Below are 21854 nucleotides of genomic sequence, written 5' to 3'. Positions count from 1 at the left end.
GCGAGCAAGCTCGCTCCCACAGGTCTCACGCAGATCCAGACATTTGCTTTGCTGCACAGCCCAGTTTCAACGAGGTGAAACCATGACCCTCTCTACGCTCGGCGATACCCAGGATTTCCACGATTTCATCGACGCCTATCGCCGGCAGTACCCCGACGATGTGCTGACCATTCACGAAAAATTATCCGCCGATCAGGACGTCACTGCCCTGGTCGACGCTTTGGCCGCCCAAGGTCGAAATCCGCTGCTGATCTGTGAAAACGTCGGCCATTTCGGCGCACCCGTGGCCACCAACCTGTTTGCCTCCCGGACCCGTATCGCACGAATGTTCGGGGTCGCCCCCGCGCAGTTGCACGAGACCTTTCAGGCCCGCGCCAATCAGCCGATCGCGCCGCGCTACCTCGACACCGGTCCGGTACTGGACGAAATCTTCGAAGGCGAAGCCGTAGACCTGGCGCTGCTGCCGATGCTCAAGCACTTCGACAGTGACCGTGGTCCGTACATCACTAACGCGATCATCATCGCCGAAGACCCGGTCACCGGCATCGCCAACATGAGCTATCACCGCTCGATGCGCCATGCCCGGCAGACCCTCGCCACCAGCCTGCATTCCCGTGGTCACTTGTGGCGCATGCTGCAAACCGCCCGCGAGCGCGGCGAAGAATTGCGCGTGGCCATGGTGGTCGGCGCTCATCCTTTGTTCATGCTGGCCGCCGCCGCCCGCTTGCCGTTCGGCAGCGATGAACGCGCAGTGGCCGGCGGCCTGTTCGGTGCGCCGCTGGAACTGGTCAAGACCCCGCGTTACGGCATTGGCGTGCCGGCCTACGCCGAGTTCGTGCTGGAAGGCGCCATCGATCCGGCGGCCTATGCCGAGGAAGGTCCGTTCGGCGAATTCAGCGGCTATTCCTCAGACCGGTCGACCAATAACGTGCTGCGGGTCGACACCCTGATGCGGCGCAAGGACGCCTGGCTGGTGGACGTGGTCGGCGGGCGCTACGCAGAGCACCTGACCTTGGCGCGGCTGCCACGGGAAGCGGAAATGAGCGAGAAACTCAAGGCGCGCTTCCCCGCCGTCACCGCCGTGCACTACCCCAACTCGGGCACGCATTTTCATTGCTACGTGGCGCTGGATCAAAGCCGCGACGGCGAGGCGCGGCAGATCATGCTCGCCCTGCTCGGCTGGGATCCGTACCTGAAAACCGTGATCGCGGTGGACAGCGACATCGACATCAGCGACGACAGCCAGGTGCTGTGGGCACTGGCCACGCACTTCCAGCCGCACCAGGATATTTTCGTCATCGACGGTTTGCCCGGCAGCCCGCTCGATCCCTCGTCCTCGGTTAATGGCACCACCTCGCGCATGGGCCTGGACGCCACACGCGGTTCCGGCTTCGACGGGATCAAGGCGCAGCTGGATCAGGACGTGGTCGAGCGTGCGCGCGCCTTGCTCAAAGGCTATCAACCGTGAACCGCCAGCGCATCGTGGTCGGCATCAGCGGCGCGTCGGGATTCATCTACGGCGTGCGTCTGCTGGAGTTATTGGCAGAACTGAACATCGAGAGCCACCTGATCATCAGCCGTGCCGCGCTGCTGACCATGGCCCATGAAACCGACTACAAACTCGCGGACGTCACCGCGCTGGCCAGTCATTACCACCGCGCCGACGACGTCGCCGCCGGGATTGCCAGCGGCTCCTTTCGCTGCCTGGGCATGGTGGTCGCGCCGTGCTCCATGCGCACCTTGGCGGAGATTGCCACCGGCACCTCTTCGGGGCTGATCGGCCGTGCCGCCGACGTCACCTTGAAAGAACGCCGGACCCTGGTGTTGATGGCCCGGGAAACCCCGCTGACCCTCGCCCACCTGCGCAACATGACTGCCGTCACTGAAATGGGCGGGATCATCGCCCCACCGGTGCCGGCCTTCTACGCCCGCCCGCAAAACCTTGCGCAGATGGTCGATCACAGCCTCGGCCGTGTCCTCGACCTGTTCGACCTCGACGCCGGCACCGCGTTGCGCTGGGGTGAACCCACATGCCATCCAACCCAACACAAAACCTGTGGGAGCGAGCTTGCTCGCGATAGCGGCGGGTCAGCCAGCATCAGTGTCGGCTGAGGCCCCTCATCGCGAGCAAGCTCGCTCCCACAATTGAAAGCACTGCGACCCATTCGTCAGTAAGGAGCTCTACATGAATAACCCATTCAACGCCCCGACCCCGAACCGCAAAATCCCTGTGACCATCCTCACCGGCTTCCTCGGCGCCGGCAAAACCACCCTGCTCAACTACATCCTCAAGGAAAACCACGGCCGCAAGATTGCCGTGATCGAAAACGAGTTCGGCGAAGTCGGCATCGACGGCGACCTGGTGCTCAGCTCCGAGACCGAAGAAATCTACGAGATGGTCAACGGCTGCGTGTGCTGCACCGCCGAGGTTCGCGAGGACCTGGTGCGCATCGTCCGCGAACTGGTGGCGCGCCCGGTGCGGCTGGATCACATCCTGATCGAAACCAGCGGCCTGGCCGATCCGTACCCGGTGGCGCAGAGCTTCTTCATCAACGACCCGATTGCCGATGAAGTGGAACTGGACGCCATCGTGACCATGGTCGATGCCAGGCACATCGCCCAGCATCTGGAGGATGTGCAGCTCGATGGCGTGGACAACCAGGCGGTCGACCAGATCGTCTGTGCCGACCGCATTGTCATCAACAAGGTCGATCTGGTGAGCGAGGACGACGTGGCCGCACTGCGCGGCAAGATTCGTGGGCTAAACGCCACGGCGGACATAGTCACCTCGAGCTACGCCGAGATCGACCTGTCGAAAATCCTCGGCATCGGTGCGTTCGAGTCAACGCAAAAACTGATGGAAATCGGCGCTGAGCACGATCACCACGCCGATGACCATCATCACGATGAACCTGACCATGCACACGACCCGAGCGTATCTTCCATCGGTATTGCCGTAGACGGTGCGGTGAACCTGGGCGCGTTCCACCGCTGGATCAGCACGCTGCGCACCGAGCAGGCCGACAACCTTTACCGCATGAAAGGCGTGTTGTCGGTGGCAGATCAGGACCAACGCTACGTGCTGCAAGGCGTGCACAGCCTGGTCGAGTTCCGCGCCTCGACGTCGTGGGGCACGGAACCGCGTTCGAGCAAGATTGTGTTCATCGGCCGCGACCTGGACCGCGCGGCGTTGAACCAGGGCTTCGCCGCCTGCCTGGCAGGCTGAAACAACGGCATCGGAGCCGGTGGATGGCGGTTCCGGGCACATAAAGCGAAATGCCTGATGCCAATCAGTCGAAATAGCACAGAACCTGTGGGAGCTGGCTTGCCAGCGATGGCTGACTGTCAGTCGATGAAAATGTCGACTGTTCAGCTGTCATCGCTGGCAAGCCAGCTCCCACAGGAATCCAGGCGTCTCTGGTTTGGCATCAGAACGAATACCCCTCTCTACAGCATAAAAACAGCAAGAGGTGATTCTCCATGTCGTCAGCCACTACCCCTGTCACCATCCACCCCGTCGACCAGGTTCTACCGGTCCGACAGATGCTCACCCTCGGCCTGCAACACATGGCCGTCTCGTACATCGGCGCTATTGCCGTGCCGTTGATTGTCGCCAGCGCGCTGAAAATGTCCCACGCCGACACCGTGGTACTGATCAGCACCACGCTGTTCTGCTCCGGCATTGCCACGCTCCTGCAAACCGTCGGCTTCTGGAAATTCGGCGTGTGTTTGCCGATCTTGCAAGGCGTGGCCTTCAGCAGTGTCGGCCCGGTCATTGCCATCGGCAGCAACCCGGAGGTGGGGTTTGCCGGGGTCTGCGGGGCGGTGATCGGCGCGGGGATTTTCACCATGCTCGTTGCGCCGTTCGTAGGTCGATTGCGTCGCTACTTTCCGCCGGTGGTCACCGGCTGCATCGTCACGGTGATCGGTTTGCAGCTGTTTCCGATTGCCTATGAGTGGATCGGCGGCGGGCGCAACGCCAGTGATTTCGGGGCGCCGGCGTACCTGGCCGTTGCCGCCGTAGTACTCGCGACCATTCTGCTGGTGAACCGCTTTGGCGGGCCGATGCTGCGCAACATGGCGGTGCTGATCGGCATGTTGGTGGGTGCGGGCCTGGCTTACGGTCTGGGCATGGGCAGTTTTCACAGCGTGCAGGAAGCGCCCTGGCTGACCGTGCCGTATCCGTTTTACTTCGGCCTGCCGACCTTCAGCCTGATCCCGATTGCGACCCTCGTGGTGGTGATGATCGTGCAGATGGTCGAGTCGATGGGGCTGTTCGTGGCCATCGGCGACATCGTCGACAAACCGGTGGAAGAAACCCAGGTGATCAACGGCCTGCGCGCCAATGGCCTGGCAAGCACCATCGCCGGGATGTTCGCCGCGTTTCCATTCATTGCCTTCATGGAGAACGTCGGCCTGGTGATTTTGACCGGCGTGCGCAGCCGCTGGGTGGTGGCGATCAGCGGGTTGCTGATGTGTTCCGTGGCGCTGGTGCCCAAGGCCGGGGCGATCATCGCGTCGATGCCGACCGCCGCCCTCGGGGGCGCCGGGATTGCGATGTTCGGGGTGGTCGCCGCCGCCGGCATCCAGACCCTGGCCAAAGTCGATTACGAGCGCAACCGCTTCAACGTGTTGATCGTCGGTTTCACCATCGCCGCCGCCCTGGTGCCGGTGCTGGCGCCGGCCCTGTTCAAGCAACTGCCCGAGTGGTCCCAGCCGTTCCTGCACAGCAGCGTGGTGATCGCCTGCCTGGTGTCGGTGCTGCTCAACGCGGCGCTCAACGGCGTCAGTGCGCCCGACAGCGCCGCCACCAAGCCTGCGCCCCACAGCCTCTGACTGGAGAAGCACATGACTCAACTTCAAAACATTCTGATCAAAAACCCGCTGGCGGTGATGACCGGCCTGCGCGGCTCGCGTGCCCGCGCCGGCAACGTCGACATTCGCATCGTCAACGGGCGCATTGCCGAAATGGCAGCGGACCTGGTGGCGCAACCCGGCGAACGGGTGATCGATGCGCGCAACTCAGTGGTCTACCCCGGCTGGATCAACACCCACCATCACCTGTTTCAAAACCTCCTCAAAGCGGTACCCGAAGGCTTGAATCAAGACTTGCAAGGCTGGCTGGCCAGCGTGCCCTATCCGCGCCTCAACCGTTTCACCCCACAACTGGCGCAGATCGCCGCGCGCCTGGGCATGGCCGAATTGCTGTTGTCGGGGGTGACGACCTGCGCCGATCACCACTACCTCTATCACGCCAACGGCACGACCGAGACCGGTGACCTGTTGTTCGACACGGCGGACCAATTCGGGATGCGTTTCGTACTGTGCCGCGGTGGCGCGCTGGAGTCCGCCAGCGCGCATCCCGGCTTCTCGAAAACCGCGCTGCAACCGGAGACGCTGGCGCAGATGGTCGGTGACATTGAACGGCTCAAGTCGCGCTACCACCAGGACACGCCGGACGCGATGCGCCGCGTGGTGGTAGCGCCGACCACGCCGACGTTCTCGCTGCCGCCGACCTTGCTGCGCGAGCTTGCGCATACCGCACGCGGCCTCGGTTTGCGCTTGCACACGCACCTCTCGGAGACGCAGAACTACGTCAACTTCTGCCGCGAGAAATACAACTGCCTGCCGGTGGAATTCGTCGCCGAACACGAATGGCTCGGGCCCGACGTCTGGTTCGCCCACGCGGTGCATTTGCAACCGGGGGAAATCCGCCTGCTCGCGCAAACCGGCACCGGCATTTCCCATTGCCCGGTGAGCAATGCGCGACTGGGCAGCGGCGTTGCACCAGTGCCGCAAATGGTCGAGGCCGGGGTGCCGATTTCGCTAGGTGTCGACGGCGTGGCATCGAACGAATCCGGCAGTATGGTCGGTGAGGCGCACACCGCCTGGTTGATTCATCGCGCCGAACAAGGCGCCTCTGCGACCACCGCCGAGGAGGTCATTCATTGGGGCACGGCCGGCGGCGCGCAGGTGTTGGGCCTGGGCGCGGTCGGCACGCTGGAAGTGGGCCAGGCAGCGGACCTGGTGATCTATGGCCTCGATCACCCACGGTTCTTTGGCTTCCACGATATCGCCGTAGCGCCGGTGGTCGCAGGCGAGCCGATTGCCGTGCAGTACAGCATGGTCGGAGGGCGGCTGGTGGTCGACAACGGCGTGATTCCGGGTCTGGATCTGGAGCGACTGCGCGCTGAAGCGTGGGAAGGCGTGCAGCAGCTGATGCAGGGCGACTGATCCAGCCGCCAACACATCCCTCCTGTTGGGGCTGGTTTACCGGCGGTGGCGGCAGTCAGGCAGACCGTGTCGGTCCGATCGTCAGCAAGCTGGCTCCTACAGGTTTCTCGGTAATTCAAGGAAATCAAAGATGCAGAAGCGCAAGTTTCTCGTTCGGCAGACCTTTGCCGCCAGTACGCTGTTGTTGACGATGGCCACTGCAGTACACGCCGCAGACTGGAGCGACAATTCATTCAGTTACTGGTACGGCACCCACTTTGCCGAGCCAGGTATCGACGGCCCCATCGCCAAGCATGTCGTCGAGTTCACCCACGTTGATGGCTACCAATACGGCGGCAACTTCCTCAACGTTCAGGTGCTGTTTTCCGATAAAGACGATCCAGCCGACGGTGGCGACAACGGTGCGACCGAGGTGTATGCAATCTATCGCCATCAACTGTCGCTGCATAAAATTTCCGGCAAGGATTTCAAGTGGGGTCCCGTTCGCGACTGGTCACTGTCAGGCGGCGTCGACTGGAACACCAAAAACACCGCGTTCGCCCCGGCGAAGCGCATGCTCGTGATCGGCCCGACGGTGAATTTCGACGTGCCGGGTTTTTGGGACTTTAGCGTGATGTACCGCTCCGAGCGCAACCACAATGGCTCGCCGTTCGCCCGCGAGCACGATATCCACTTCGATGACACCTACTACCTGGAAACCGCGTGGGACATTCCCTTCCAGCTCGATTCGGTACCGCTCAAATTCAAGGGTTTTGCCAACTTCGTCCCGCCCAAGGGCAAAGACGGCTTTGGTAACGACAGCGTCAGCGAAACCCTGGTGCACCTCAGCCTGCTGGTGGATGTCGGCGCGCTCACGGTCGGCAAGAAAGACACGTTCTTCGCCGGGGTGGGTTATGAGTACTGGAAAAACAAGTTCGGCAACAGCTCGGCCAATACATCGGGGACGGAGGCCAACACGACGTTTGTGAATCTGGAATGGCATCTGTAACCGGGCGGATAAATGAGTTCCGTTCAGACGGCCATGCCTTATTTGCCGTCTAATCGCTCATCGCTCGTTCGCCTACCGTCTCCAGCCGAAATGTCGCAGCCGCCTGCATCGGCCGTAGCCACGGTTACGGTCCGACCAATGCTCACGGAGCACTGCGATGGCTAACGATCAGTTGTTCGTCTGAGGAGCACTATCGGGCTCGCACTGACTCAAGGCGCCATCGTCTGCGCTGTCACTTCCCACCCTGCGTCGATGCCGCCGGGGAGCATCTGTCCACGGTCCTCGCCGACCTCTGTTTCAATGAGCCGGTTGAGCTTTTCGTTCATGGCCATCACCCGTTCGCGATTCTGCTTGTCGTTAATTGCCAGGTTGTTCATCTCGAGTGGGTCGACGTGCAGGTCGTACAACTCGACGTCGTTGAACCGGTAAAGAGATTCCAGGGATGTCGGCTGATTGTGCTCTTTGGGCGAGAAATAACGGGCGAACACGTAGCGCCCATCGTAGACCGACCGCACCGCCCCACGCTTTTTCATGTCCGGGACAATGCCGGCACTCTTGAGCTGGTTCTGTTTACCGCCCTGCTGGATGTACTCCATGGCCTTGTTGAGAAAGTCTCCGTCCATGTAGGCAAACATGTTGTAGTTGAACAACGCGCCTTCCCTGACGGCATTGAACCCGGCCTTCTCGGGAGCTGCCAGCAAACCGGACAGATCCTTGCCGGGGAGGCCTTTGACGATAGCTGCCTGCTTGTCAGCTGACGTGCCGGTGAGGCCGACCAGTGTCGTGGCGATATCGACGTGCGAAGTGACGGCCCGGCACTCTTTGCCGCCCGTGTAGGCCGGGTGGGCGATGAGCAGTGGAACGTTATTTTGCTCTCGGTACGCCACCGCTCCTTTGGCGTGAAGCTGATGGGCGCCGTCCATATCGCCGTGATCCGCGGTGAGAACAACAATCGTCCGGTCGCTCAGCCCCGACGCGTCTAGTTCAGCAAGCAGCACAGCGATATTGCGGTCGACGTCGCGCAGGCAATTCAAATAGTAGTTGTGCCGCCGACGCCAGCGAGCTTCTTCACTCGGAATGGAACCTACAAGCGCGTCATGCGAACGAAGAAAATCGCGGTGCGCCGGTGGGCGGCCCGGCGCGTCAAGCGGCTGGGCATGATTGGACGCAAGTGTGAAGTCCCACTGCTGGTCATACAGCGGATCGCGGGGATCGCGCGCCACTTGCATGATGCCGCGCTTTGCCTGCATCACGGTGCCCGGCCCATCGGTGTCGTAGTACATCACATCATGCGGGTTGACCAGGTTGACCGCGAGGAACCACGGTTTCCCTTGCGCCGCCAGCTCGCGCCCCTTGCCTCGCAGCCAGCTGCCGCCCATGGCGGTGATGATGCCGTCGTGTAGGTATCCGCCCTGGGTATGGGCGATGATGTCACCGATGCCGAAGTAGTCGGAGAAGCCATAGGCCTCCATTTCCTTCGTGAAAATTCTGTTCGGCGTATCAATCTGGTTGGCGGTCTCGAACTCCTTGGTCAGGTGCCACTTGCCTTTGTAGGCGGTGTAGTAACCCGCCCCACGCAACATGTCCCCGATGGTTGGGATATCGGTCGACATGCTGTCGATCCATGGAAAATTCGTGTTATCGAACATTCTCGTCTGCTGGATGTGCTGGCCGGTGTAGAGCACCGAACGCGATGGCGTGCACACACAGGAGCCGATGCGGTGATTGACGAATGTCGTGCCCTGTTTCATCAACCGTTCATGCGCGGGCAGGCTATAGCCGGCAGGCAACTCACCTGGACGAAAAAAGCGCTCTTGGTCAGTAAGAATGAACAGGATGTTGTAAGGACCAGCCGCTCGCACTCCATCGCTGACAGAGGGGGCGGGAGCGCTCAAGGTTGAAGCCTCGCTACTTCCAGCGCGACTCACCCCGAGGCCCACCGCTACCGCCCCTAGACCGGTGATGCGCAGCACGTCGCGCCGAGAGAGGACGCCGGGTTCCTGATCGTGTTCCATAGCCTTGGTCTCCGTGGTTCGGGAACCCGGAATTGCGTGCCGCAAGACGACACTGCATTAACGACTATTGAGCGGGTTCGTGTTCAATCAGCCGCTGACTCAGAAGCGCCAGACAACCCCCCCCTCCCAGCATGTGCAAGGCTGCGTTCGAGTACTCTCCAGATAGGGAGCCCCCGGTGTTCTTGGTCTGTTGGTCCGGCATGTCGCCCAGCCAAACCAGCGTATAGGCAAAGTGCAGGTCGGTGTTGGCGTCCAGGGCATAGTTCACGCCAGTTGCCAGGCGCCAGTTCTCGCCCATGGGGTTATCAACGGTGCGGTCTTCATCATCGACAGCGGAGGAGTCGTAGCCGACCCCGACACTCCAGCGCCATTGCTTGTTGATCTGATTCTGCGCCCCTAACGACAGGTGCCAGGTATCCTTGTACTGCCTATCGGCCGTCGTGGAGACGTTGCCCAGGGCATCGGAATCGACCTCGACGCCGATCTTGCCGAACTCGCTCCAGTCCTGCCAGCCCACGCTGCTCAGCAGTGTCCATTGCGGATCGAGTTGGTATGACAGGCTGGCCAACACCGTTTGCGGCACCGTCATGTCCAGGCTCAAGCCTTGCGCATCGAGCCGGTTCAGTCCCAGCCTGAGCACTGGATTGGTGATGTCCTTGAGCTCCGCCTGATCTTCGAATTCGAGTTTGATTTTGCTCGTATAGGCCAGGCCAAGCCTGGTCCGCTCATCGAGGTCGTAGAGCAGTCCGATATTGAAGCCGACGCCCCAGTCGGCGTCCTTGTAACGCAGCTGCCCATCGGGGGTATTGAACTGGCCCAGGACATTGTTATTGATGGCCACCTCGGTGCGAAAGTAGGTGTACATCAACCGCGGGCCGAAGCCGATCGAAAGATCTTCGTTGATCTTGTAGGCATACGTCGGCTGGAACGACAGGCCAATAATCGCTGATTCCTGGGTGAAATAACGCCCGGCCCAATCATCGTCGTAGTCCACTGCCAGGCCGAAGTTGCCATACATGCCAAAGCCGATACTGGCCTTGTCATTGACTTCGTGGCTGATGAAAAAGCTACTGCCCGGCAAATAGGGCAAGGGATTGCCGCCGTTACCGCCGTCAAACGTGTTGTCGCCATCGCGGGAAAAGCTGATGCCACCCACTATGAATTGGGCGTTGGCGTTGATTTGCGTGCCCTTGAGCTTGCTGATCCCGGCCGGGTTGCTCATTAACACGCTGGGGTCGGTGGCCAGGACTGCCGCCCCCGCATTGGCCAGGCCACTGCCTTCATGGCCTGCCTCATACAGTGAAATTCCGCCAGCCCAGGTTTGGCCAGACGTACCCAGCAGGCTCGCCACTGCCATCGTGCCGAGTACCGATGAAAGCCTGGCGGCGTGTATAGGCGCATCGCGAATACGTAGAACCGTCATTGGTAGCTCCCTTCAAAAAACCGCAGTGCAGTAATGATGGAAATAACGGCGAGACGGCGAATGCCGCAGGGGGCAACAGCTCAGTACACCCATTAACGTTAGCAGCGAACGTAGAAATAAGCTAAATCACGTCTGACGCTTTATCGCCCGGCTCTGCACGTCAACCAGGCGATCCAAAACAGGCGGCTGCAAAAACGCTCAGTGCCCCGCAACCGCTGCCCGGCCAGCCGCACGCGGGCCCGGTTTGAAGCCGTGAGCGCTGGCCCCCCATGCGATCGCAAACCCCACTCCCACCAACACCGCCATCGCCCAGGGAAAAGACGCAACGCCCCACGTGTCGAGCAACACCCCACCCAGCACGCCACTCCCCGCAATCGCACTGTTCCAGGCCACTACATTCAACGACAGCGCCACATCCGCGCCCTCCTCCGCCGCATCCGCCAATGCCGTTTGCAGCAGCGTCGCCGAGCCGCCGAAGCTCAACCCCCAAAACACCACGCCGATGTAAATCACTTCAGGCACGCTGCCCAAAAAGCCGAACAGCACGCAAACCGCCGCGAAGGCCGCCAGGCTCACCAGCACCGTGTTGCGCAATAACGGCTCAACCAATTTGGCAGTCACCCAAATTCCCGCCAGCGCCGCAATACCAAACATCAGCAACACCAAATCCACCCGCTGCCCCAACCCCGCCGAGGCCACGAACGGGGCGATGTAGGTGTAGAGAATGTTGTGTGCCAGCATCCAGCTGATCACCACCGCCAGCACGGGCCGCACGCCCGGCATGGTCAGCACGGCGCGCAGTGACATGCGCTGATGCGCGGCTTGGGGCGGGTAGTCAGGCACTTTCACCAGTACCCAGGCAATCAGCACCAGCGTCAACCCCGACATAATGCCGAAGGTCGTGCGCCAACCCACGAGGCCGCCGAGCCAGGTGCCGAGGGGCACGCCCAGGGACAGGGCAATCGGCGTACCGACCATGGCCAGCGCCAGCGCCTTGCCTTGTTGATGGGGCGCGACCATGCGTCGGGCGTAGCCGGCCAGCAGGCTCCAGGCCAGCCCCGCGGCGATGCCGGCGAAGAAGCGCGCGATCAGGGTCACGCCGTAGTGAGAGGACAACGCGGTGATCGAGTTGAACAACAGGAACCCGACGATGGTCAGCAGCAGCACGTTGCGGCGGCGCCAGCCTCGGGTGGCGATGGTCATGGGGATGACCGCCAGCACCGAGCCCAGCGCGTAGGCGGTGACCATCTGGCCGGCCATGGAAGGAGAAATCGCCAGGCCTTCGCTGATCAGCGGCAACAGGCCGGCGGGCAGGGTTTCGGTGACGATGCAGATGAAGCCGGTCATGGCCAGGGCGAGCAAGGCGCCGATGGGCAGTCGCTCGGGCGTTGCCGACAAAGTGATTGAGGGTGTCACGGCAGATTCCTTGAGAAGATTTCAGACTTAAATACTGATCGATATAAATGTTGAGGGCTACCGGCGTGCGTTGTCAACGACTTATGTATCAACTAGTATTTATCTCTCATCCAGAGGAGCCTTCACATGGCGCAAATGGGCCGTCCCCGCACCTTCGACCGCGATCTCGCCGTAGAGCAGGCCTTGCACCTGTTTTGGCAGCACGGCTACGACGCGACCTCCCTCGCTCAGTTGAAAGCCGAACTGGGCGGCGGCATTTCCGCGCCGAGTTTTTACGCGGCGTTCGGTTCCAAGGAGGCGTTGTTTGATGAGTGTGTGCAGCGTTACCTGGCGACCTTCGCTCAGGTCACCGAATGCCTGTGGGACGATAGCCTGCCGCCACGCCAGGCCATCGAGACGGCGCTGCGCCAGTCGGCGCGCATGCAGTGTGAAGAAGGTCACCCGAAAGGCTGCATGGTGGCCCTCGGCGTAATGAGTGCGCCCAGCCCGGAGAATGCGCGGGTGGCCGATGCCCTGACCCAATCTCGCACCCGAACGCGCGCGGGGATTCTGGCGTGTGTCGAACGGGGTGTCAGTGCCGGACAGTTGCCGGCCACTCTCCACGTGCCCGCGATGGCTACGGTGTTCGACAGTTTCCTCCAGGGCATTTCCATCCTTGCTCGGGATGGCATGGCGCATGAGGTCATTGATACGGCCATCAACCAGCTAATGCAGACGTGGGACAGTGCGGCCGCTAGCGTAGAACGCACTGAGCACAACGCCGCCGTTCGCCTGTCCTGATACTAGTCATACCTGTGAGCCGTTAGTCTGTGCAGAAAGTACGACATCGAAAAACGATGTAATCAGCCGGCTGGAACGACGTTCCGCCAGGCAATAGAGATACGTCTCGGTGTACAGCGGATCGCCTTCGAGGCGGATCGTCCGGATGCGAGGGTCAGCGATAAACTCCGCTTCGGACACGACCCCCAACCCGATGCCCCGCACCACCGCTTCACGGAGTGCTTCGCGGCTGCCAATTTCCATGGCGATGCGCGGAACGATCTGCGCCGCACTCAAGGCCTGTTCCAGGACCAGACGCGTTGTCGAACCTGGCTCTCGTTGCAGCAGCCGCTGGCCTTCCAGTTCCTCCAGGCGTATTGAATCGCGCCCGGCAAATGGATGCTCATGGTGAGCAAACAGAATGATGGCGTGACGCGCGTAATGCACCGCGCAAAGCCCCGGATCGTCATGCCGCCCGGCGAGCACCGCGATGTCCGTCACATAACTTTCAAGATCGGCCAGGACCTGCGCCGAGTTGCCCACCCGTATCGAAACGTCAATGCGCGGATAGTGTTGCAAGTAGTGATCAACCATTTCGATCACATGAAACGGGCCCACCGCGCCAAGTTTCAGCTGGCCACTGTCGAGCTGACCGGAATCACGCAGCAAGTTGTGCGCATCCAGATCAAGCGCGGCCATCGCTTGGGCGATCGGCAGTAATTGCCGGCCAACATCGGATAACTCAATGCGCCGCCCGCGGCGGTGGAACAGTTCGAGATTGTATTGGCGCTCCATGCTCTGGACCTGGGTGGTCAGCGTCGGTTGGCTGAGCCCCAACGCCCGCGCTCCCGCGCTGAAACTTCCGTGGCGGGCCACGGCGAGAAAAGCACGCATTCTGGCGGTCGACATCCATAGACTCCATCAATAGTTAGCTGCACAAACCCATATTGAATTGATCGTATGACTGTCACGTGACATTCCTAACCTGAGGCGACTCCCACCCACCTCCTGGAATGCCATGAACAACTTCTCCAGATTTTTGCGTGTCGCTGCTATTGCGTGCCTCTCGATAAGCGGCGTGTGCCACGCGGCGGCGAACGACACACTCAGAATAGGGTTGATCCCGTCGGAAGATTCCCAGGCGATGATCGAGTCCAGCAAACAAGTGCTCAGCAGCCTCGAAAGCAAACTGGGCATGCCGGTCGAACCCTTTGTCGCCACCGACTACAACGGCATTATCGAAGCACTGCGTGCAGGCAAGCTGGACGTGGCCTATCTCGGCCCATTCTCTTACGTGCTGGCCACATCGGTGGCGGACGTCGAAGCCTTCGCAGTAGCCGTCACCAAAAAAACCGGTCAGAGCGCCTACCGCAGTTTGATTCTGGCTCGCAAGGACAGCGGCATTCGTGAGTTGGCCGATCTCAAAGGCCGTACGTTTGCGTTTGTCGACCCGAGTTCCGCTTCCGGCCACCTGTTTCCCAAGGCTGGACTGGAACAGGCCGGTTTTGACCCGGGCAACTTGTTTTCGCGCGTGATCTTCTCCGGTTCCCACGACGCCAGCATCCTCGCGGTGGCGAACCAGAAGGTTGACGCCGCCGCTGTCGCCGACCGCATTCTTGCAAACGCGGTGGCCAGGGGACTGGTGAAGCCGGATGACTTCCAGGTGGTTTGGAGCTCTCGCCCGATTCCGGAATCGCCGATGGTCTGGCGTAAAAACCTCGACCCGGCACTGAAGCAGAAAGTCGCGGCCGCCCTCGCCTCGATCAAGGACGTGCCGTGGGGTGACCAGGGCCAGCTGGATGGCTTCCAGCCGACAACCGACGCGGCTTACGACGTGGTGCGCGACACCGCCAAAGTGCTCGATCTCGATTTGCGGAGGCTGAAATGATCAGCATCAGCCAACTGACCAAGCACTACGGGCCAAACCCGGTTTTACGCGGCATCGACCTGGAGGTGGCCGCGGGAGAATTTGTGGTGGTGCTGGGCCAGTCCGGCGCCGGCAAATCCACGTTGTTGCGCTGTATCAACCGGCTGGTGCAGGCCGATTCAGGGGCGCTCACAGTGGCGGGCATCGACGCACTCGCCTGCCGCGACACCAGCGTGCTGCGACGTCAGGCGGCAATGATCTTCCAGCACCACAATGTGGTGCCTCGGCTCAGCGTACTGAAGAATGTCCTCACCGGTTGCCTGGGCGCTGTGTCAACGCTCTCGTCAGTCCTGCAACTGTTTCGTCGCGAGCATGTGGCGTTGGCAATGCAGTGCCTGGAACGCGTCGAGCTTGCCCATAAAGCCGGCGAACGCACCGATGCGCTGTCCGGTGGACAGATGCAACGCGTCGGCATTGCCCGTGCGCTGGCGCAGTGTCCACAAGTGATTCTGGCGGACGAACCGGTGGCCAGTCTTGATCCCAAGACCGCGCGCCTGGTTCTGCAATATCTGCGCGACGCCACCCGGGAATTGGGCATCACGGTGCTGTGCAACCTGCATCAGGTGGATTACGCCCGCGAGTTTGGTGATCGAATCGTCGGCCTCGCCCACGGCAGGCTGGTATTTGACGGTGACGCTTCAAGCATGACCGAAGCCGACTTGCAGCGTATCTACCCCGGACCGGCAACGGAGTCGCAAAGCCCGGCTGCTACAGCACCCCAGTCGATCAACCATGCTTCGCAACTGAGGGTTTGAAGATGAAACAGCAACCCTATCTGTGGACAGTGGATTTGCCTCGCGGCGCCCGCGGCTGGCTGTCCACCGGCGCAATCGTGCTGGCGGTGATTTTGACCCTGCACTGGAGCGCTTCCGGCGCGCAGCTGAGCGTGGGTGAACTGGCGGCCGGTCTGCCGCAAATTGGTGATTTCCTGGCACGCACCGTTCCACCAGACCTGAGTATCCTCCCAAGATTGCTGGCACCCGCCGTCGAAACTCTGCAAATCGCTATCTGGGGAACATTGCTTGGCGTGCTACTGGCCATCCCGCTGTCATTTCTCGCCGCGCGCAACCTGAGCCGCAATCGCCTGGTGTTCCACACGACCCGGCAGTTTCTGAATTTCACCCGCAGCATCAACGAGCTGATCCTCGCGCTGATTTTTGTTTCGGCGGTTGGCCTGGGCCCGTTCCCCGGAGTGTTGGCGTTGGCACTGCATGGCTTGGGAATGCTCGGTAAATTTTTTGCCGAGAGCATCGAGGAAATCGATCAGGGCCCGATCGAGGCGCTACAGGCGACCGGTGCGCGGCCATTGCAGGTCATCGTTTTCGGCGTATTGCCACAAGTCATCACGGCCTGGATTGCCGTGATCCTGTACCGCTTCGAAGTCAATCTTCGCTCGGCCACCGTGCTCGGCATGGTCGGTGCTGGCGGGCTTGGATTTGAGTTGGTCAGTAGCCTGAAACTCTTCAAATACCAGGAGACCGCCACTTGCATCATCGTCATCACCCTGATGGTGATCGCTGCAGACGCGGTGTCTGGGAGGCTGCGCAACGCTATCCAGCGCGGCGCTCATGACTGAAAACGCTTCGCGCAAAAACCTTTCACTGACGACGGTATCGGCTCAGCCGATCAAAGCCTGCGAATTATCGATTTGAGCTGTTGTTGAAGGGCCCCGAGTATGGGGTCACTTCCAACAACAAAAACAAAGGACCCGCCATGACTGCCCGCTTCCATAATCCAGTTGATACACGTTTCGGCTGGGGCAGCCTCCTCGAGCTTGCCGATATTACCGACAACCAGAAAGTCGCCCTTGTCACCTTCCCCGAAGCGCGTGGGTTGGGGTTGGTCGACCGCATCCAGGACCTGTTGGGCGACCGACTGGTGTATGTGATCGAGGATGTCCAGCCCAATCCCGACGTCGCTCAGCTACGGGCGACCTATGAACGTTTCTGGCAACAGGCCGACGAATGCCAGGTCGTTATCGCGGTGGGCGGAGGCAGCGCCATCGATACTGCCAAGGCGTTGATCGTGGGCACCGAATCGGGCCGATTTGATGAATTGCTCGCATTGCTGGCAACCGGAAAACCCTTCGTTCCGGCGCGCAGCAAGTTACTGATCGCGGCCCCGACCACCGCAGGTACGGGGAGCGAAGTCACCCCTTGGGCGACGATCTGGGATTCGGCCAGCCACAAGAAATACTCGCTGCACCTGGAATGCACCTGGCCGAAAGTGGCGATTGTCGATCCGCAGTTAATGCTCACAGTTCCAGCCGGGGTGACGGTTTCCACTGGCCTGGATGCCTTGTCGCATGCACTCGAGTCGATCTGGAACATCAATGCCAACCCGGTCTCGGATACCTTCGCAGTCTCCGCCATCGAGGACATCCTCGAATGCCTGCCGCTGCTGCGCCGTGACTTGTCCAACAAGGAACTGCGCTCGCGCATGGCATTAGCCGCACTGAAGGCAGGCCTGGCGTTTTCCAATACCAAGACCGCACTGGCGCATTCGATTTCCTACGAAATGACCCTGCGCCATGGCTTGCCGCACGGTATCGCCTGCTCCTTTACCCTGCCGTTGGTGCTGGGCCTTGCCTGGGGCCATGACGCAGCGCGCGACCGAACCCTTCAACGTATCTTCGGCAGCGACCTGCAGCAGGCCCAAGACCAGTTACGCGAATTCCTGCATAGCCTGGAAGTGAAAACCGAGTTTTCCGACTACGGCGTCTCAGCATCGGAAGCCGAGGAAATGATCAATTTCGCCCTGCAGGGTGCACGCGGTAAAAACTTCATCGGCTCCCAGGCCGCCTAGAGACTCTACCCCCTACGCACCGACAGCGGCATGACGAGCCGCGACGATTTCCTGCTGCACCCACAAAAGTGTGCACCTGCCGACGCCATTCGGCGGGACCGACAATAATAAGGAAAAGATCATGAATCGTGCCCAAACCATGCCTGCCCTGGCCACACATACTTCCTCGTTTCGAGTCGCTCAGTGGCGCATGCTGCTGGCGGCGATGTTCTGTTATTTGTTCTTCTACACCGGCCGGCAGACCTTCGGTTTTGCCATTCCGGGTATCCAGGCCGAGTTCGGCTTTACCAAGGAGCACCTTGGATGGGCTTCGGCCGCCATGCTCTGGGCCTATGCCATCGGGCAGGCGATCAACGGTAACCTTGCGGACAAATACGGCGGTCGCCGGATCATGACCGCGGGTGCCGTGTTGTCCTGCGCCGCCAACTGGGTGACCAGTTTCGCCAGCAATTTTGCCGCTCTGATTCTGCCTTGGGGCATCAACGGCTATTTCCAGGCATTGGGTTGGGCGCCAGGGAGTCGGCTGATATCCAATTGGTGGAGCACCGGCGAGCGCGGCAAGGTGTATGGCTTGTACGTGTTCGCCGCCGGTTGCGCCTCGGTGCTGTCTTACGTGACCTCAATCGTAGTGCTTGAGGTGATGCACCTGGAGTGGCGCTGGATCTTTCGGTTGCCTGTGCTGTTGATGCTGGCGGGCGGCATCATCTTCTATCTGGTGGCACGCGAACGTCCGCAGGACATGGGTTTTGAACCGTTGACCGATACCGGCGTAGCCAACGCCGATGACAAAAATCATGAAGTGGCGCAAGGCGAAGTCGAGACCTCGGCGCAACGCTACAAAGCGGTGCTGAAGAACTTCCGTTTGATTGTCGCCGCTGTGTCTCTGGGATTCCAGAACGCCGCTCGCTACGGCCTGATCGTCTGGGTGCCGGTGCACTTTCTGGGGGCCAACTGGAAAAGCGGCGACAGCATGATTGATCCGAAGTGGATCACGGTGGCGCTGCCCGTGGGCATGGCCATCGGCGCGCTTAGCAATGGCTGGATTTCAGACAAGCTGTTCGGCTCCAAACGCTACCTGGCGATCATGCTCTACATGGTCCTCGGTGCAGCCACCAGCCTGTGGATGTGGACGCTTGCGCCCCATAGCGCGACCGGGCTTATAGCGCTATTCCTTTGCGGTTTCTTCGTGTACGGCCCGGCGTCCAGCTTTTGGGCGCTGTGCCCGGATCTGGTCGGAGCGAAGCGGGCTGGCACGGCCACCGGCGTCATGAACTTCTCGTCCTATCTGTTCGCAGGTCTGGCGGAACCGCTGATCGGCAGTATGCTCGACAGTACTGGCAATACATCGTTGATCTTCATCGTAGTCACCAGTGCGTGCCTGTGCAGTGCGGTGGTCGCGCTGTTCATCAGACGTTGATGACCCGGCACAAAGCCTTGAATCAAAAGCGTCAGTTCAGGAACAGGACCTTCTATGTACCAGTACCACAAGTGGCTACGCTCCTTTCATGCGGTGGCGAAGACCGGCAGCTTCACCCTCGCCGCCGAATACCTGAGCGTCGGTCAGCCAACGGTGAGTGAACAGGTCAATGCGCTGGAGAAAAAGTTTTCCGTGGAGCTGTTCCATCGTCGTGGCCGCTTTATCGAAATGAGCTCGGCGGGACACAAGCTCTATGCGATCACCCAAGGCCTGTTCGGTCAGGAGGATGAAGCCGTGCAACTGCTGCACAGTTTCAAGCAGCGCAAGACCGGCATGCTGCGCCTGGGTGCGGTCTCCCCGCCCATTGCGATGAACCTGACGTACGAACTGATGCAGCGCCATCCTGACATCGAACTTGAAACCTCGTTCTCCCCGGAAAAAGAGACGCTGGACCGACTGTTCAATTTTGATATTGATGTGGCCATTCTGGCGCTGTCCGATTTCGATCAACGCTTTGAGACCCGGCTTTACCGACGCTATCCGATCATTGCCGTGGTCCGCGACGACCATCCGTGGGCCGCGCAGAAAGAGGTGCACGTTGAGCAGATCAGCAAAGAGAGCTGCGTGCTTCGGGAAAAGAGCTCACGCACGCGTCAGCTGGTCGAAGAAAGCTGCAAGCGTCTCGACGTCTCGCTCAACTGCGTCATGCAGTTGAACAGCCGCGAAGCCATCGTCCACGCCATCGCCAAGGGCATTGGCATCGGTTTTGTGTCTGCCGTGGAATACGCCGAAACACCGGGCACCACCCCGATCACTTTTGTCGACCATCCGTTTTCCATCGACTACCACCTGTGCTGCCTGGGTATCCGCAGAAACCGGCCGATGATCGCCGAGTTGTTTGACTCAAGCCCACCGCCAGCCATTTGATTCTGTAACGCGTTTGAACAGGCCTGCTTCCCGGTGACGAGAGGCAAGGCCTTCCCTTACCCAAAAATGGAGACTCACCATGAACTATCAACAACCCACTCAACTGCAAGCCGTGGTCCTGGACTGGGCGGGCACCGTCGTCGATTTCGGCTCTTTCGCCCCCACCCAGATTTTCGTCGAGGCCTTCGCCGAGTTCGGTGTGGCCGTTTCGCTGGAGGAAGCGCGCGGCCCTATGGGCATGGGCAAGTGGGACCACATCCGCACGCTCTGCAACCAGCCACAGATCGCCGAACGCTACCGCGCAGCGTTCGATCGCTTGCCGACGGATGAAGACGTGACCGCGCTCTACGAGCGCTTCATGCCGCTACAGATCGAGAAGATCGCACTGCATTCGGCGCTGATTCCCGGAGCCCTGGATGCCATCGATGCCTTGCGCGACAAGGGCCTGAAAATCGGCTCCTGCTCGGGTTATCCGGCGGTCGTCATGGCAAAAGTGGTCGAGCTGGCGCGGCAAAACGGCTACGTCGCCGACCATGTGGTGGCCACCGATGAAGTGCCCAATGGGCGCCCGTACCCGGCTCAGGCATTGGCCAACGTGATTGCGCTGGGCATCAGCGATGTCGCCGCTTGTGTAAAGGTTGACGACACCTGGCCGGGAATCCTTGAAGGCCGCAGTGCCGGAATGTGGACGGTCGCGCTGACCTGCTCCGGCAACGCACTGGGCTTGACCTACGATCAGTACAAGGCCCTGCCCGCCGACAAACTCGCCGCCGAACGCGCCCGCATCGTCAAGGTTTTCGAAGGCTCTCGTCCGCACTACTTGATCGACACCATCGTCGAGTTGCCGGCGATCATCGAAGACATCAACGCCCGTCTGGCAAGGGGGGAAACACCACAGGGTTGCTGATGCGGTTCGGTGATCGAAACTGACGGCGCGAACGTCACCTTGGTCGAGGCTGAACTCCAGGCGCTGGATAACAGCCTCGACTTGCTCCGTCAAAACCTGTCATTGATCTGAAAGATTAATGACAAATAATTCAATATTGAAACTTGTCTCAGTTTTACATATCTTGACCCTGCCTGACGATGAGACCTGCGCGCCTCACGACTTCAATCACAACAAGGGCTCGAGATGAACAACAACAAGAACCTTTCCGAACTGCCGCCTGCCACCGTCGATGTGCTGATCGTCGGCAACGGTCCGGTCGGTGCGACCATCGCGGCGCTGCTCGGCCGCTATGGGATAGAGACACTGGTGCTGGACAAAAGCCACGAGGTGTTGCTGATGCCCCGCGCCATTGCGCTGGACAACGAGGCGCTGCGCATCCTGCAACTGGCAGGATTATCGGACGACGCATTCGAGAAGATCGCCATCCCTGAGGTGAAGATGCACTCCCCGGTCCTCGGGCAATTCGGTCGGGCCGACACGGCGGGCTGTATCGACGGCCATCCGAAACTGGTGACCTTCTATCAACCCGACCTCGAACACGCGATGCGCAGCCAGGTTTCCCGGTTGAAATCAGTGAACAGCCTGGGGGGCTTCGAGCTCGAGAACCTGCTCGAGGAGGCAGACGGTGTGGTTGCCACCCTGCGCGATCAGAATGGCCAGATGCATTCCGTCCGCGCCCGTTATCTGGTAGGTGCGGACGGCGCAAGCTCCAGGGTCAGGGCACTGATTGGCGAGGAATTCGAAGGACAGACCTACGCGGAAGACTGGCTCATTGTCGATATCAAGAACCGCCATCAAACAGCGATTGATCACATCGAGTTTATCTGTGATCCACAGCGTCCAACGCCGCACATGCCCGCCCCGGGCGGCAGGGAACGTTGGGAGTTCATGCTCCAGCCCGGCGAATCGCGCGAGGAACTGGAAAGCCCGGAAAGCATCGCCCGCCTGATCGCTCCCTGGATTGACCCGCAGGAGCTGGAAATCGAGCGCAAAG

At 60.6% G+C, this 21854-nt stretch carries 18 protein-coding genes and 1 pseudogene; 15 read left to right on the top strand and 4 right to left on the bottom strand.

Annotation, left to right across the window (positions count from 1 at the left end; genetic code table 11):
- Positions 1-82: 82 nt before the first annotated feature.
- From F8N62_RS17290 to F8N62_RS17265, 6 genes are all read left to right on the top strand, one after another.
- Positions 83-1468 (top strand): UbiD family decarboxylase, encoded by a 1386-nt coding sequence (locus tag F8N62_RS17290; RefSeq protein ID WP_150711804.1) that lies wholly within the window; start codon positions 83-85, stop codon positions 1466-1468.
- Positions 1465-2112 (top strand): UbiX family flavin prenyltransferase, encoded by a 648-nt coding sequence (locus tag F8N62_RS17285; protein ID WP_150711803.1) that lies wholly within the window; start codon positions 1465-1467, stop codon positions 2110-2112. Before F8N62_RS17290 ends, F8N62_RS17285 begins: the two co-directional genes overlap by 4 nt.
- 73 nt (positions 2113-2185) lie before the next feature.
- Positions 2186-3226, top strand: a complete 1041-nt coding sequence (locus F8N62_RS17280) for a CobW family GTP-binding protein (RefSeq protein WP_150711802.1) — start codon at positions 2186-2188, stop codon at positions 3224-3226.
- Between the two features lie 254 nt (positions 3227-3480).
- Positions 3481-4836, top strand: a complete 1356-nt coding sequence (locus F8N62_RS17275) for a nucleobase:cation symporter-2 family protein (RefSeq protein ID WP_150711801.1) — start codon at positions 3481-3483, stop codon at positions 4834-4836.
- A 12-nt stretch (positions 4837-4848) separates the two neighbouring features.
- Positions 4849-6234, top strand: coding sequence for an amidohydrolase family protein (locus F8N62_RS17270; protein ID WP_150711800.1), 1386 nt, complete (start codon positions 4849-4851; stop codon positions 6232-6234).
- Positions 6235-6364: 130 nt separating this feature from the next.
- Positions 6365-7222 carry a hypothetical protein gene (locus F8N62_RS17265; protein WP_191632397.1) on the top strand — a complete coding sequence of 286 codons (858 nt, stop codon included), beginning with the start codon at positions 6365-6367 and terminating at the stop codon, positions 7220-7222.
- A 209-nt stretch (positions 7223-7431) separates the two neighbouring features.
- Here F8N62_RS17265 and F8N62_RS17260 read toward each other — a convergent pair whose 3' ends face one another.
- The 3 genes and pseudogenes from F8N62_RS17260 to F8N62_RS17250 form a co-directional block, all read right to left on the bottom strand.
- A complete protein-coding gene (locus F8N62_RS17260) occupies positions 7432-9237 on the bottom strand; it encodes a sulfatase-like hydrolase/transferase (protein WP_150711799.1) in 1806 nt (601 codons plus the stop codon).
- A gap of 99 nt (positions 9238-9336) precedes the next feature.
- Positions 9337-10594 (bottom strand): annotated as a pseudogene (locus tag F8N62_RS17255) (OmpP1/FadL family transporter).
- Between the two features lie 264 nt (positions 10595-10858).
- A complete protein-coding gene (locus F8N62_RS17250) occupies positions 10859-12076 on the bottom strand; it encodes an MFS transporter (protein WP_150711798.1) in 1218 nt (405 codons plus the stop codon).
- A gap of 126 nt (positions 12077-12202) precedes the next feature.
- Here F8N62_RS17250 and F8N62_RS17245 point away from each other — a divergent pair, with 126 nt between their 5' ends.
- On the top strand, positions 12203-12856 hold the full coding sequence (locus F8N62_RS17245) for a TetR/AcrR family transcriptional regulator (protein ID WP_150711797.1): 654 nt from the start codon (positions 12203-12205) through the stop codon (positions 12854-12856).
- Positions 12857-12862: 6 nt separating this feature from the next.
- Here F8N62_RS17245 and F8N62_RS17240 read toward each other — a convergent pair whose 3' ends face one another.
- Entirely contained in the window at positions 12863-13744 is an 882-nt protein-coding gene (locus F8N62_RS17240; RefSeq protein ID WP_150711796.1) for a LysR substrate-binding domain-containing protein, read from the bottom strand.
- A gap of 109 nt (positions 13745-13853) precedes the next feature.
- On the opposite strand from F8N62_RS17240, the gene phnD reads away from it, so the two are divergent.
- The 8 genes from phnD to F8N62_RS17200 all read left to right on the top strand — a co-directional run.
- A complete protein-coding gene (phnD, locus tag F8N62_RS17235; protein WP_150711795.1) occupies positions 13854-14723 on the top strand; it encodes a phosphonate ABC transporter substrate-binding protein in 870 nt (289 codons plus the stop codon).
- Complete coding sequence (phnC, locus tag F8N62_RS17230; protein WP_150711794.1) at positions 14720-15517, top strand: phosphonate ABC transporter ATP-binding protein; 798 nt, start codon at positions 14720-14722, stop codon at positions 15515-15517. The genes phnD and phnC overlap by 4 nt, the downstream gene beginning before the upstream one ends.
- Before the next feature lie 2 nt (positions 15518-15519).
- On the top strand, positions 15520-16338 hold the full coding sequence (gene phnE / locus F8N62_RS17225; RefSeq protein WP_150711793.1) for a phosphonate ABC transporter, permease protein PhnE: 819 nt from the start codon (positions 15520-15522) through the stop codon (positions 16336-16338).
- 137 nt (positions 16339-16475) lie between these two features.
- Complete coding sequence (psrA, locus tag F8N62_RS17220) at positions 16476-17567, top strand: iron-containing alcohol dehydrogenase PsrA (protein WP_150711792.1); 1092 nt, start codon at positions 16476-16478, stop codon at positions 17565-17567.
- 121 nt (positions 17568-17688) lie between these two features.
- A complete protein-coding gene (locus F8N62_RS17215) occupies positions 17689-18984 on the top strand; it encodes an MFS transporter (RefSeq protein WP_150711791.1) in 1296 nt (431 codons plus the stop codon).
- 54 nt (positions 18985-19038) lie between these two features.
- Positions 19039-19911, top strand: a complete 873-nt coding sequence (locus F8N62_RS17210) for a LysR substrate-binding domain-containing protein (protein WP_150711790.1) — start codon at positions 19039-19041, stop codon at positions 19909-19911.
- 79 nt (positions 19912-19990) lie between these two features.
- Positions 19991-20818 carry a phosphonoacetaldehyde hydrolase gene (gene phnX / locus F8N62_RS17205; protein WP_150711789.1) on the top strand — a complete coding sequence of 276 codons (828 nt, stop codon included), beginning with the start codon at positions 19991-19993 and terminating at the stop codon, positions 20816-20818.
- Positions 20819-21043: 225 nt separating this feature from the next.
- A partial coding sequence (locus F8N62_RS17200) for an FAD-dependent monooxygenase (RefSeq protein WP_191632396.1) occupies positions 21044-21854 on the top strand: 811 nt, incomplete at its 3' end.

It is taken from the genome of Pseudomonas fluorescens, from assembly GCF_902497785.1.
GTDB lineage: Bacteria > Pseudomonadota > Gammaproteobacteria > Pseudomonadales > Pseudomonadaceae > Aquipseudomonas > Aquipseudomonas fluorescens_BO.
This window is presented reverse-complemented; position numbering and strand designations above follow the sequence as displayed.